Origin of the sequence: Natronorubrum sp. A-ect3, assembly GCF_041821125.1 — an archaeon.
Taxonomy (GTDB): Archaea; Halobacteriota; Halobacteria; order Halobacteriales; family Natrialbaceae; genus Natronorubrum; species Natronorubrum bangense.
Map to the genome: position 1 here is coordinate 1 of NZ_JBGUBB010000019.1, position 11,075 is coordinate 11,075.

At 58.8% G+C, this 11,075-nt stretch carries 19 protein-coding genes; 2 read left to right on the forward strand and 17 right to left on the reverse strand.

Going from position 1 to position 11,075, the window contains the following annotated elements; all coding sequences use genetic code 11:
* Positions 1 to 475: 475 nt before the first annotated feature.
* From ACERJA_RS19935 to ACERJA_RS19990, 12 genes are all read right to left on the reverse strand, one after another.
* Entirely contained in the window at positions 476 to 964 is a 489-nt protein-coding gene (locus tag ACERJA_RS19935; RefSeq protein WP_373609949.1) for a hypothetical protein, read from the reverse strand.
* Positions 965 to 1,173: 209 nt separating this feature from the next.
* Positions 1,174 to 1,503: a hypothetical protein gene (locus ACERJA_RS19940; protein ID WP_373609950.1), complete on the reverse strand. Its 330-nt coding sequence runs from the start codon at positions 1,501 to 1,503 to the stop codon at positions 1,174 to 1,176.
* Positions 1,490 to 1,726, reverse strand: coding sequence for a hypothetical protein (locus ACERJA_RS19945; RefSeq protein ID WP_373609951.1), 237 nt, complete (start codon positions 1,724 to 1,726; stop codon positions 1,490 to 1,492). The genes ACERJA_RS19940 and ACERJA_RS19945 overlap by 14 nt, the downstream gene beginning before the upstream one ends.
* Positions 1,723 to 1,953, reverse strand: coding sequence for a hypothetical protein (locus ACERJA_RS19950; protein WP_373609952.1), 231 nt, complete (start codon positions 1,951 to 1,953; stop codon positions 1,723 to 1,725). Before ACERJA_RS19950 ends, ACERJA_RS19945 begins: the two co-directional genes overlap by 4 nt.
* Complete coding sequence (locus tag ACERJA_RS19955) at positions 1,953 to 2,216, reverse strand: hypothetical protein (RefSeq protein WP_373609953.1); 264 nt, start codon at positions 2,214 to 2,216, stop codon at positions 1,953 to 1,955. The genes ACERJA_RS19950 and ACERJA_RS19955 overlap by 1 nt, the downstream gene beginning before the upstream one ends.
* Complete coding sequence (locus ACERJA_RS19960; protein ID WP_373609954.1) at positions 2,213 to 2,443, reverse strand: hypothetical protein; 231 nt, start codon at positions 2,441 to 2,443, stop codon at positions 2,213 to 2,215. The genes ACERJA_RS19955 and ACERJA_RS19960 overlap by 4 nt, the downstream gene beginning before the upstream one ends.
* A 425-nt stretch (positions 2,444 to 2,868) precedes the next feature.
* Positions 2,869 to 3,180 carry a hypothetical protein gene (locus ACERJA_RS19965; RefSeq protein WP_373609955.1) on the reverse strand — a complete coding sequence of 104 codons (312 nt, stop codon included), beginning with the start codon at positions 3,178 to 3,180 and terminating at the stop codon, positions 2,869 to 2,871.
* A gap of 2 nt (positions 3,181 to 3,182) precedes the next feature.
* Positions 3,183 to 3,485 carry a hypothetical protein gene (locus ACERJA_RS19970; protein WP_373609956.1) on the reverse strand — a complete coding sequence of 101 codons (303 nt, stop codon included), beginning with the start codon at positions 3,483 to 3,485 and terminating at the stop codon, positions 3,183 to 3,185.
* A gap of 329 nt (positions 3,486 to 3,814) precedes the next feature.
* Positions 3,815 to 4,618 (reverse strand): hypothetical protein, encoded by an 804-nt coding sequence (locus ACERJA_RS19975; RefSeq protein ID WP_373609957.1) that lies wholly within the window; start codon positions 4,616 to 4,618, stop codon positions 3,815 to 3,817.
* 361 nt (positions 4,619 to 4,979) lie between these two features.
* Positions 4,980 to 5,234, reverse strand: a complete 255-nt coding sequence (locus ACERJA_RS19980; protein WP_373609958.1) for a hypothetical protein — start codon at positions 5,232 to 5,234, stop codon at positions 4,980 to 4,982.
* Positions 5,227 to 5,418, reverse strand: a complete 192-nt coding sequence (locus ACERJA_RS19985) for a hypothetical protein (RefSeq protein WP_373609959.1) — start codon at positions 5,416 to 5,418, stop codon at positions 5,227 to 5,229. Before ACERJA_RS19985 ends, ACERJA_RS19980 begins: the two co-directional genes overlap by 8 nt.
* Before the next feature lie 118 nt (positions 5,419 to 5,536).
* Positions 5,537 to 6,076, reverse strand: a complete 540-nt coding sequence (locus tag ACERJA_RS19990; protein WP_373609960.1) for an SWIM zinc finger family protein — start codon at positions 6,074 to 6,076, stop codon at positions 5,537 to 5,539.
* 226 nt (positions 6,077 to 6,302) lie between these two features.
* On the opposite strand from ACERJA_RS19990, the gene ACERJA_RS19995 reads away from it, so the two are divergent.
* On the forward strand, positions 6,303 to 6,827 hold the full coding sequence (locus tag ACERJA_RS19995) for a hypothetical protein (protein WP_373609961.1): 525 nt from the start codon (positions 6,303 to 6,305) through the stop codon (positions 6,825 to 6,827).
* A gap of 792 nt (positions 6,828 to 7,619) precedes the next feature.
* On the opposite strand, the gene ACERJA_RS20000 is transcribed toward ACERJA_RS19995, so the two are convergent.
* The 4 genes from ACERJA_RS20000 to ACERJA_RS20015 all read right to left on the reverse strand — a co-directional run bounded on the left by ACERJA_RS20000 (position 7,620) and on the right by ACERJA_RS20015 (position 9,607).
* Entirely contained in the window at positions 7,620 to 7,865 is a 246-nt protein-coding gene (locus ACERJA_RS20000) for a type II toxin-antitoxin system HicA family toxin (protein ID WP_373609962.1), read from the reverse strand.
* A 50-nt stretch (positions 7,866 to 7,915) separates the two neighbouring features.
* Complete coding sequence (locus ACERJA_RS20005) at positions 7,916 to 8,134, reverse strand: type II toxin-antitoxin system HicB family antitoxin (protein WP_373609963.1); 219 nt, start codon at positions 8,132 to 8,134, stop codon at positions 7,916 to 7,918.
* A gap of 813 nt (positions 8,135 to 8,947) precedes the next feature.
* Positions 8,948 to 9,109, reverse strand: coding sequence for a hypothetical protein (locus ACERJA_RS20010; RefSeq protein WP_373609964.1), 162 nt, complete (start codon positions 9,107 to 9,109; stop codon positions 8,948 to 8,950).
* Between the two features lie 315 nt (positions 9,110 to 9,424).
* The gene (locus ACERJA_RS20015) at positions 9,425 to 9,607 is read right to left on the reverse strand and encodes a hypothetical protein (protein WP_373609965.1); all 183 of its coding nucleotides are present in this window, start codon (positions 9,605 to 9,607) and stop codon (positions 9,425 to 9,427) included.
* A 290-nt stretch (positions 9,608 to 9,897) separates the two neighbouring features.
* Here ACERJA_RS20015 and ACERJA_RS20020 point away from each other — a divergent pair, with 290 nt between their 5' ends.
* Positions 9,898 to 10,095, forward strand: coding sequence for a zinc ribbon domain-containing protein (locus tag ACERJA_RS20020; RefSeq protein ID WP_373609967.1), 198 nt, complete (start codon positions 9,898 to 9,900; stop codon positions 10,093 to 10,095).
* A 151-nt stretch (positions 10,096 to 10,246) separates the two neighbouring features.
* Here the strand turns inward: ACERJA_RS20020 and ACERJA_RS20025 are convergent, their stop codons facing one another.
* On the reverse strand, positions 10,247 to 10,813 hold the full coding sequence (locus tag ACERJA_RS20025) for a hypothetical protein (protein ID WP_373609966.1): 567 nt from the start codon (positions 10,811 to 10,813) through the stop codon (positions 10,247 to 10,249).
* Positions 10,814 to 11,075: the final 262 nt, after the last annotated feature.

Here is an 11,075-nt window from a genome sequence, read left to right on the forward strand (position 1 = left end):
TATATTAAGCATTCCACAGCGAACCGAAAGCAGTCACACGAACTAGAAGTAGTCAGCAAAACCAGCAGACAGCGAAGGGAGGCTGCTGTTCCTTTACATAATCTTATCCTGCAGATGACCGTTCGATAGCCGTGACTAGTTCTCGATGTGGCATAGTGCCCCTCCCACTATCAGAAGTGGGTCTTGACACCATGTTACCGGCTTCTTTCGGGTTGACGCCAGATTTGATTGAAGACAAAATATGCCAGCTTACCGGTGCAGCGCGCAGAACTCGCCGTCGAGTTGGACGTGCGAAATCTGCAATCGGCTACTGAGCGGATCGACGCGGTCGCGGCTTAAACGATCTCGAGGTCGGCGTCGACGGAGTCCTCGAAGTCACCGATCACGTCCACGAGCCTGTCCGAGATTTTGCGGTGGTCGAGGTCTTTTACATCCTCAACGCCAGCGAGTGAGCCGGCAGCGGCGCGGTCGCGGTCTAGACGACCTCGAGATCGGACTCGTCGAACTCGATCTCCTGCCAGTCGTCGACACCGCACAAGTCGGCCGCTCGCTCGCGTTGTTCCTCAGCGAATTTTGGGGTCCGGTCCTCCATCCGCTGGGCCGACGACAGCGCCTCAAGCGCCTCTTGTGGCGGGTTCGTCGGCCCGTGCGCGTCGTCGCCATCGTCGGCCGCGCTGTCGTCGGCACGCGTCGTCTCCGGCATCTGCGCCGCGTCGGCCAGCGTCGATAGCACGTTCGCGCCGTCGTCCTCCTCAAGATCGGTCTCGATTTGTCGGGCTAGGACATCCAACGGCAGCTGCTGGGCGCTCTCGAGATCGATCGATCGCCCCTCCGCAACAGCCCACGCAAGGGCTTCTCGAGCCGTTGACACGGCTCTGCGTTCGAGCAGCACGGCGTCGTCCATGCGTCGGGATTCGTACAACAATTCGATATCAGCTTGTGTAAGATTTGAAATATCGCTCATAGCTATGATTTCCGTCGCAAGTCGCAAACCGCAGTTCGTATGCCTCGAGCCGCTGCTGGCCCTCTCCTGGCCGCAGCGTGGCTCGAGACTGACTGATTGTGAAGACTGGCAGTCCTCTCATCGGGGGCAGTTCCTGCCGGATTCCTTGTCGTCGACGGCGAGCCCAGAGAGAGAAAGAAGACACTCGCGCGTCGGTCATCGGACGCATCTCAGCGATCCGCCTCCGCGTCTGTCACGTCCGGCGACGCACCGCGCTCGAGGGCATCGAACGCCGTCGTCGTCACGTACACGTGCTGCGATAACCCGCGCTCGCAGATCGCGACCGAGACTTGGAGCGATTGCGGGCCGCCACAGTACGGACACTCGAGCGCGGTCCACACGTCCACCGACCGATCGCCACCGTCACGCTCGAGCGACACCGTCTCCGGCAGCGCCTCGCAGATCGACGCCATCGGGATCTCGAGATCGCAGTACACGCACGTCGGCGGCCGCTGCTGGTCCGCGTCGGCGAGCGCGTCCGTGTCGTCATCGATACTCATCCAACCACCCCACCGGCTGGCGCACCTCGAGCCGACACCACGACTCGTCGTCCGACACCGTTTCCCAGTCGTCGACCGCGTCAACGTCGTCAGCCAGCAGCGTCTCAGCCGACACATGTCGAATCGTCACGTCGACCGCGTCGTCGCCGTCGCCGTCAGCGTCAGTCAGCGACTCGAGGCGTTCGATCGCGTCCTCGAGCGACCGCCGACTCCGGCGGCTCATTGCGTCACCTCCGGCTCGCCGTCGGCGTCGGTGTCGACCAGGTCCAAACAGAACACGCAGCCGTCGATCTCACAGTCGGCGGCGTCATGCTCGAACTCACACGCCGCGTCCTGGCTGTGGTCGCCCACGGGACACGTGCAGATCCGCAGCACCGACGCTCGGTGCTCCTCTTGCTCCAGCTGCTCGAGGCGGCGACCCAACGTCCGCCGACTCCGGCGGCGTGTCATCACTCACCCTCCTCGAGCGCACTAATCCGCTCGTCGAGGTCGGCCAACTTGCTGTCGTTCTGTACCTGTCGTTTGACGTTCGCCGTGTAGGCTAACACGCGGATCCAGCCCTGCCGCACTTTCTCGTTCTCGGCATCCCGAACGCGCCCCGATTCCACCTTGCGTCGCGCCTCCGCAATTGCCGCGTCGAGATCGTCCAGCAACTCATCGTACTCGTCGGCACCGCTCGAGGCAGTCACGGGCGCGCTCGCGTCAGCACTCATCGGCGATCCCCCCGTAGGGTTGACCGATCGTGGCGGCGTCGATCGCGTGGCTCAGCCGCCGTCGCGTCGGTCGACGACTCGAGCAGCCCCCGCTTAGCTGCCGTCACGTAGACGTGCTGCTCAATCTCGTCGCGCATCGTCACCGGCACCAGCACTGGCCGCACCGGCTCGTTCGAGATCGCGGCTGTCCGTCGTGTTCCGCAGCGATCGCGTTTATCAGCAGTCATAGAGAGATAGCATAGTCGCGTGTGTGGTGTGTCGGCACGGTTCGCTTAGCTACCGCTTCGAATGCAGCGCGGATAAATGCTCTGCCCTAATCGGCCGCCACAGCGCTTCTATCCCACCCCAGTACGGGGTGAGTTTCCACGCCGTGCCACGCGCCACGACCGCGACCGCACCGCGACCGCCGCCGCGCTGGCAGGCTAAGTTCCAACAAGGTGGCTCGGTTGAAATCCTCACTACCTGACAAGAGAGGCGTGCAGAATACAGAGCATGAGTGCAGCACGGTAGCGTTATTTATTTCCCACACCCAGTCCGGAACTAACCGTTGCACGCCTGTCTCGCGTGAACGAATCTCCGCGATGAGGTCGACTGGAACGCACTGATAAAAGGCTATGTCAGAGAACAGTACAAAACTTGTCTGGGAAGGCAGTCAGTAGAAGACTCTTGTCGACGGCGGCATATCAATCAGTTCCGTCGCCTCATCATATCGATCTTCTTCGTCAAGCGACTCTGCCTCAAACGTTCCTTGCTTTTCCCAGCCATCACTGTCGTCATATTGGAGAATATGAGCAGTCTCAGAAATCTGGATTAGGAAACACTCAACTCGCTCACCAGAGTACGCTGAACTCGTTGATGTGTAGATGACTTGGGTCAGTTCGATCTGCTCGTGATCTTCTAAAGCCACTACTTCCTGTTCGAGAAGTTCGCGACTCGGAATCCCTTGGACTAACTTTCCACTCATATTTAGACGAGAGTCGACCCAATCCTGTCGGCGATCTCGTTCTGGAACTCCTCAAGCGTATCTTGCTCATCAAAAGGTAACCCACCGACAGGATTCTCGATTTCTTTCTGATGCAACTCGACCCACTCACCGTCGTACGCCCACGCACGCAGATTACCGTTGAGTAAGATCACGAGTCCATGCGCTGTGTCTGAGTCCATGTCATCGTATACTGGGAAAACTCCCTGAACCGAGTCCATCTTCTCGAGCTTGTCTATCTGTGATCGTTTCAGCTGCTTATCTGGCAAACTCTCGAACAATCCCATAGACTTGGTCATGGCTGGTTATGTATTCAACCTACCGCAATGCACCGGGGATGACGATCAGGATCTACAAGAAACGCGTTCAGCGAGGTTCCTCTGCGTGTTCGTGTCCTTCGAGCGCGTCGTCGATTCTCTGATTCTCACCGACTTCGACCTGTTCGCCGCAAAACCACGTCCTCACCACCGCTACACACTACACACTACACACTAGACTAGACAACAACAACAACAACAACAACAACAACAACAACAACAACAACAACCCCTAGAACAGGTACCGGTACCGGTACCGGTGGTGGTGGTACCGGTACCACCACCGAGATGGTGGGTGCTTACAGCTGCGTCCCCGCCTCGAATTGCTCCTCGGTCACGTGATCGGCGTCAGCCACGCGGTTGCGGAGATCGTCAAGTACGTCCTCGGGCGGCACACCCGCGGTTTTAGCGGCTTTCTCGACCTTCCCGTGTTCCGGGAAGACGCTGGCCCCATCGCGAAGTTGCTCCTCGAGCGTGTCAAGGAGATCGTGATACTCGTGCTGATGGTCGTCAGCGACGGCCTCGAGCTGCTCGATCTCTGCCGTCAGCGCGTCGATCTCGTCGGCCAGTGCATTGAGCTGGTCGCGGTGTCGCTCGACGTTCGCTCGTGATTCGGCTGCCTTGCGATCTTGGCCGCGCCGATCGTAGAGATCGGCCTTCTGCTGATGTTCCGCGATTGCCGTTTCGCGTTCGATGCGTTCGGCCTCGAGATCAGCTCGCTCATCACGCAACCGCTCGAGGCGCATCTGGTGGCGGGTCGCGCCCTCCGCACCGCTGGCGCGATACGCGGTCTCGATAAACTCGCTCACGCTACCCGGCAGCTCGTTAATGCCCTCGCGCACGTAGCGCGGTACCCGGCCTTTGACCTGGACCGTCTCGTACGGATTCTCGTCCTGCTCGCGAACCCGCTGGATATCGCGTTCGATGCGGTCGATGTTGTCGGTGGTGTCCTGCGCACCCGATTCCTCGGCTCGAGGGGTAGGGGTCGAGTCGGCGGTGTCGGTGTCGGCGGCGGCAGCGTCGTGCTCGGTCTCGGCGTCGACGTCCACGCTGTTGAGGCTCTTGATGTCGGTGCGTCCGTCGTCTTCGTTTGTGTCGTGCATTCGTGTGTCGACGGGTGCCTCGACACACGAGAGATGACGCTCCGGATCCGTGGGGTCTAAGTGCCGCGCTGTCGAAACGCGACGTAGACACCCTGTTCGGTGTCGCTGTCTCGCGCTTGGTGCCGAGGCGATCAACTGTTCGGCCAGACTCGCTTTGGTCAAGGGAGGTCTGGCCGGGCGATCCTTTCAACGTCGTCACGCCGCTGAGCGGCGCGTCTGTGAGTGTCGCGTTCTTGTGCGTGGTCTGTGTGTGAGTCCCCTTCAATGCTCTGGTTTCTCGGGCCTCTCAGCCGCTGGAAACCTACATTACAGGGAGGTCGGTTTTCTATAAAACGATCCGAGCGGCAGCCGAGTCGGGTGCCTAGCGCACCGCCCACGCGATCGCGTCCGCATCGCCTCGAGCCGCCCCGTTGAACGCCGCCAGCGTCGTCTGTCGCGTCTCGAGGCGCACGACCGTCACATCGGCCCACAGTGCCCGACAGTGCGTCGAACAGAACCGGCGGATGCGATCGTTGCCCTGCCCGAACCCAACCGACTCACGGGCCGTTTCGACGCTGTCAGCGGCGACCAGCGACAACGCGGTGCCACACTCGTGACAGCGCTCATGGTCAGTCATGGCGAGCTACCCCGAACACCGGCCCGTCCTCGAGCAGGACCGCGTCGCTGGCTCGGTCGACTAGGCGGTGCCCACCACCGCGGCACCTCGAGCAGCGCAAGTGGTCGACGACGATGCCGTGCTCGTTCGACGCAGCCACGATCTCGAGCGCACCGCCGCAGGCGCAGGTGCGAGTCCGCATCATCGCTCACCTCGCAGACACGCCCGACACCGTCCTTTTCGCCCGGCTTCGAGATCGCGAATGACCGTTCCGCACCGCCCGCAGCGGTCGCGGTCATCCACCGGGATGCGACCGGGCACGGTCATCGATCTCGTACCTCCGGATTGACCGCCTGGAACCCAGCTTCGTAGCACGGGAAACACGGCAGTTCGCGGTCATCGTCTCGCTCGCTTGGCGCGACACACGAGCAGTCAGCCGGTCGCGTCTGGCCGCCGTCAGCGACTGCACGGCCCGCCGCGTCGTCGATCTCGAGCGAGTCTTGCGGCGGCACAATCTCCGGCTCTCCGTCGACGTGCTCCCCGTCGAACTGGCTCGACACGTCCAGCGCGTCCAGGTGGATCGCCTGTGTCGGCATCCGGCCCGTCTCGCGAACGACTCGCCGGATGTGCTTGCACGTGTTGTCGTTGTGCTCGTGATCCGGGCAGGTACACGACCCGGCGTAGACGTCGACGAGGTAGGTGCGCCCGCTCTGGCTCACGACCTCGAACTCGCCGTCGTCGAGGCCGGTGATCTGCGATCCCAGCACGGTCATTTCTTCTTCGATTGCTCGCACGTCGCGAGCGTCGATGCGCAATTCGTCGGCTTTACGGCCGTCGGCGTGGTAATCTCGGTTGGTCGTCATTGGCCTAGATCCCCGAAGACGACCGAGCGCGCGGCGCTGCAACGCCGCGGGCGTTTTACTGATGTCCACGCCCTCGAGCGCCCGGTCTGTCTTCACTTGGTAGTAGTATGGCCAGCATCAATAATGTATGCATGCATCAATGTGTCCTACTATTCAAGCATGTTACCATACCCTTACCATACTGCGGGATGTATACTCATATGGTATGGCGCTAGAGATACCTGCGATGAGCGACGACACGTCGATTCGCGTTTCAGAGAAGTTGGCCGACGAGTTGTACAATCGAAAAGGGCGCGGGACAAGCTACGAGGACTGCATTTGGAAGTTGCTGGAGAAAGCTGACGCGTACGACGAGTTGCAAGAGCAGGAACAGCCCCCAGAGCCGCGCGAACGGGTGAGCGAGGACGTCGACGATGGTGTGACCGAGGCTGACGAATCGGTCGACGAGACGACCAGCCACCCGCTCAAGGACGTGCTCGAGACGATCGACGTGCCCGGATCCGGCACGAAAGCCACAGCCCGGCGCGAGGCCGTCCGTGCCGCTATGGACCACATCCGTGAGCACGGCGCGGCCCAACCCAACGATCTCCGCGAGCACGTCTATCCCGATCACCCAGCGAAGTACGAGACCGCAAACTCGTGGTGGAAGAATTGCGTTTACAAGGGTCTGGTGCAGCTCGCTGAGCGCGACGACCGTCTAGAGAAAGCCGACACGACCGGCGTGTGGTCGTGGAACGATACCGATGCCTGACCGTGGGTACTCGAGATTAGCGCACTAATCCCAAGTACTCTCCAGAGCAGTTCGGAGCGAACGGCCACACCTGAGAAAGACAGCGCCGCTGCTCGGCAATGAGGCCAACACGGCTGGGGCAGGAGTGGGCTTAGAAGGGGTACATGTTCAGAGTTCGATACATCAGCGGGTTTGCGTGTCCCAGACTCAAATCAGGATTCCTCCGAGTATGAGCCCGAATAGGAGCCAAACCGCCTCTGATTGTCTGCTCAATACCATCATGATGAGTGTATATGAACTCATACATTTCTGCATAGGAAAATACATACTTAAGTGTAGCGGCGTTCAGGGTTTGGCGCGAAAACGCACGACTGCGTGCATGCTCACTGGCGGAAATCATCAAGGAACTCTTCGAGACACTCGTTGGGCCAGTAGCGGAGTACCTACCTTCACACATTGACCGGACAGCCAAGCGTTCACGCGGCGGCAGCCGACACGACCAGTATCTGGACATAGTGAGACTTGCACTCAAGCCTCAGCCACAGATGGACGTTGACTGACGAGACTCTATACCAGAAGGCGAGGCCAGCACTCGGGAACTCGCAAACGCCGCGTTCGACGAGTACAGCGACCATCCGAAGCTCGATTACTCTGCGAGCGATAGCCACTATCGCGGGTACACGTTCTGGGACAGCTGCGCTCGAGAGGTCTTCAAACAACTCCCCGGCGTTGAAGCGCCACCGAAGCGAGGGAAGACGTGGCGTTTCACCGGTGGCCGGGACGAATGAGCACCGAGTAGTATTGCGACCGGCATTAGACCATCTTGTCGATCTCGTCGAGGAACGCCTGAAAGTCGTTTGCACCGGCTTGCTCAGCTATACTTCGAAGTGTTCCCGTTGCGATCTCGTCGTGCATTGGCACGATCACGTGGCGTGTCTCTCCGGTCTCCGGGTGAACGTACTCGAGTTTCACGTGGCTACCGGTCTGACCGACTCGACGAAAGCCCCAGCTCCCCAGCGCTTTCACGATATCCCGTCCTGAGTACGTCCTGCGTGTCACTACCTATTGGCTCTCGCGGTGATAAAAAAATGTCACCGGTCCCAGTGCTGTCAGTGCCAGGGTGCCGTCGACGGCTCGAGGTCCTCGTCTGTATCCGCGACCGGGCGAGCGTGAAGCTCGAGCGCCTCGGCGAGGTTCTCGAGGGCCTCGACTTTGGTCTCGCCCTGGCTTGCGACCCCGCTGGATTCATCTCTCGCGACGTACCATCGGCCTTCCTTCGTGACGGTGATGGTCTCGCCGTTCGACTCTCCGCGGGACTGAACGCCCATGTATACACCACAACACTACGCAGGTGAAAGGCTTTCCGACAGCATTAGTCGGGCGATCGAGACGTGACGATCGTCTTGAGGACGTCGGTACCTACCGACAACTGACGAGACTTTAGTCCCCTGCTGACGCCACTCGACAGCTCGAGTGGCCGGTCTAACGAACGTCACTCGTAGTCACATCCCGATTTCGACTCTCTAGGTCGATACACTCAACGCCGTGCTCGAACTGTAACATCGACATCGAAAAACGGCAACACGAAGCCGAGCAACCTCGGCTATGCGACCTCGGCTATGTTAGACCAGCGCGTGCAGGTGGTCAACGAGATTGGCAGTGGCCTCAACGGTGCCGACTATCACTGCCGCCTTCGCGATCCAATCCCAGACGCACGGGCATTTTGCACACGGTGCTCTTGCTACGGGCTGTCGAGGGTGGTAGACTACCCTCGTAGATTCTTCGCTCATGTTGTTTATTTGCTCGAGGAGAGAACCAGCCCGGGATGTCTAAGTCGCAGGCGGTGGTTCCTATCAACGAGCGAGTGTTCGGTAGTCGGTCATGCATCTTAAAACTGGGTATTTTGTCCCATTCTTATTGGACAATGTGCAACCACAGTTTCATAGATGTCTCTGTACTGTTTCGTGTGTCGATTCGATCACAAGCCTCGAGCGGCCGCGATCGGCGCTATCAACGGCTACAACGCCATCGGACTTAACGATTTTCAGACCGCACTGAAAGTGGCGTGAGATTTCATATGGTCACCTCCTGCTGGCGATTCTACTTTCTCCGTGTCTTCTCATAGGTCCGCATAAAGGGGATCAAAGAGAGCAACACCATCGCCCTCGGCGGCCATCTTGGGTGACGTGCTTGACGTGCTCGCGGACCTTGTTGCCCAGCTCAGGAACGATCGTATCGTAGGAGAACTTGTTGACGTTCTGTTCAGTCAGGTCGGTTTCGACGTCATCGCCTCTATTTGTCAATCACCACCACAGATGTTGTTGACCCACTATCATTATCTGATTGCTTACTTTTCTAATTTCTAACAGTCGCTCAAACAGCGTATTTGGAAATTAGAGAGGCTCTAAAAGCCATTCAGCAAAATCATCGGCCGAATTCATCCGATGGGTTTATTACGTACTATGAGATAACGTCCTCTGTCTAAGTCGCAGGCGGTGGATGCTGGATATCCGCCGCATAATGCCGTAACACCCGCTACTGGCAAGACTGCGCGAATCGCGAGAAGTGATCGGATCCCCCGACCATGGTTTACTGTCAGTCCACGAGCGTCTCCTGCCCTATATGATAACCAGCAGGAACAACTCGTGTGCGAGAAGGATGAGGACGATAAGGGACACAAGGAGTCCCACGACCGTCTTCATCTTCGCGATCCAATCCCAGACGCACGGGCACTGGACACGCGGTGCTCTCGCCAGCCGCTGTTCGTAGGGCGTGAACGCCCTAATGTATTCGTAGCTCATGCTCGAACACTCGATCGAGCAGAGAACCAGCCCGGGATGTCTAAGTCGCAGGCGGTGGTTCGCTGTAATCGAGCTAGTTCCACGGTAGACTTTCATGCGTAATAAAGCCACCGCCGACGAGTACAATCTTAATTACTGTCTTCTTCTGCCAAAAACCGCAGGACTGAAGCGGGGTATTGGAGATTGATTCTGTGAGATTACTATCGATTCCGGGTAAGATCGGATAATGAATGTGTTGGATGTGGCAAGACAACACACCACATATAAACCGATGAGATGGGCCACGACCCATCTCCGTTAGTGCTCATCAGCGGAGCGTGCCTATTGAGACGGTTAATCCTCGAGACACGAGCGTTACCTGCCGAAAGTGCGGACAAACGAATCGAGAATTTCGTGATGGCGTCGATTTCGAGTGTACTCGCTGTGGGTACGAAGTCCACGCCGACGTGAACGCGGGGATCAATCTTGCTGGAAAACTCGAGATCTGATTCCAAGATTATATGACCCCTGGTAGCCCAACTCCACCTGCTACTGGATGCGGGCTCTGGCCGATGGCCGGTGTCCGCTACTTCAAGCCGATGAGCGACTGCGTTCTACCGCGTCCGTAACTCGAGTTCAGGAGTGCTGGAAGTCGCGGCGTCAATAGCGGTGATGGACGTCCCGAGCATCATCAGGAGAGAGGTACCCGCCGCCAGTGACGTGGAGGTACTCCGGTACCAGGGTATAACCGTCGAAGCCGTACATGTCGCCAAGCTCCCTTACTGCTGATCGCCGTGTATAGCCGACGATTTCGACGCGATCTGCGCCGCGACTCGCGCGGCAGAGGACGAACCAGTCCGCGTTGTCGATCCGTGGTCGCTTTACCATAGCCTTGGGTTTCTGTCGTCGCGTCGTCTTTACTTCGACACGGACGTTTCGGCCGTTTTGTCGAGGAATCTCGAGATCGTAGCCGCGGTCGCCTTCGTAGTCGTCGGTGATCCGCGTATCGAGCGGGACGCCGAGCCACGTGGCGACGGCACATTCGCCAGCAATACCGACATAGTGATCATCAATAGAGCGGCGGTTCGGGGCTCGCTCATGGGCGTACTCGTCGAGTATGCAGCAGATCTTGTCGTCGAACTCAACGCGGGTGTAGCTATCGCGCCCAGCGTCTGCCGCAGTCGCGAGCGGATAGAGTCGATCGTTGTGATTGTTGTCACTGGTCATAGTTTCAGCTAATCGGTTCCCAACCACCGCCAGAACGCGGTTTGCTACTGGATGCGGACTCTGGCGCTGGTCGTGGAACGCGACAGCGAAGGATTGCTTGCCACACTATATTAAGGCGGTGGTGCAGAAGGCTTCACAAGGAAGTGGTAGGACGAATTTGATGTGTCCAGCAACAAAGCCGTCCTACCGGATGATGATACGGTCGCACAGGTTTTCAAAGCTCTGGAGACAGAGACAACAGCACTTCTTGAGCACCTTGACC

Coding starts and splice junctions, on each gene's coding strand:
- ACERJA_RS19960 (WP_373609954.1), bottom strand. CDS start 2,443: ATGACTGCTGATAAACGCGATCGCTGCGGAACACGACGGACAGCCGCG.
- ACERJA_RS19955 (WP_373609953.1), bottom strand. CDS start 2,216: ATGAGTGCTGACGCGAGCGCGCCCGTGACTGCCTCGAGCGGTGCCGAC.
- ACERJA_RS20025 (WP_373609966.1), bottom strand. CDS start 10,813: ATGACCAGTGACAACAATCACAACGATCGACTCTATCCGCTCGCGACT.
- ACERJA_RS19950 (WP_373609952.1), bottom strand. CDS start 1,953: ATGACACGCCGCCGGAGTCGGCGGACGTTGGGTCGCCGCCTCGAGCAG.
- ACERJA_RS19980 (WP_373609958.1), bottom strand. CDS start 5,234: ATGACTGACCATGAGCGCTGTCACGAGTGTGGCACCGCGTTGTCGCTG.
- ACERJA_RS19975 (WP_373609957.1), bottom strand. CDS start 4,618: ATGCACGACACAAACGAAGACGACGGACGCACCGACATCAAGAGCCTC.
- ACERJA_RS20015 (WP_373609965.1), bottom strand. CDS start 9,607: ATGAGCTACGAATACATTAGGGCGTTCACGCCCTACGAACAGCGGCTG.
- ACERJA_RS19945 (WP_373609951.1), bottom strand. CDS start 1,726: ATGAGCCGCCGGAGTCGGCGGTCGCTCGAGGACGCGATCGAACGCCTC.
- ACERJA_RS20005 (WP_373609963.1), bottom strand. CDS start 8,134: ATGGGCGTTCAGTCCCGCGGAGAGTCGAACGGCGAGACCATCACCGTC.
- ACERJA_RS19970 (WP_373609956.1), bottom strand. CDS start 3,485: ATGGGATTGTTCGAGAGTTTGCCAGATAAGCAGCTGAAACGATCACAG.
- ACERJA_RS19985 (WP_373609959.1), bottom strand. CDS start 5,418: ATGATGCGGACTCGCACCTGCGCCTGCGGCGGTGCGCTCGAGATCGTG.
- ACERJA_RS19965 (WP_373609955.1), bottom strand. CDS start 3,180: ATGAGTGGAAAGTTAGTCCAAGGGATTCCGAGTCGCGAACTTCTCGAA.
- ACERJA_RS19940 (WP_373609950.1), bottom strand. CDS start 1,503: ATGAGTATCGATGACGACACGGACGCGCTCGCCGACGCGGACCAGCAG.
- ACERJA_RS19990 (WP_373609960.1), bottom strand. CDS start 6,076: ATGACGACCAACCGAGATTACCACGCCGACGGCCGTAAAGCCGACGAA.
- ACERJA_RS19995 (WP_373609961.1), top strand. CDS start 6,303: ATGAGCGACGACACGTCGATTCGCGTTTCAGAGAAGTTGGCCGACGAG.
- ACERJA_RS19935 (WP_373609949.1), bottom strand. CDS start 964: ATGAGCGATATTTCAAATCTTACACAAGCTGATATCGAATTGTTGTAC.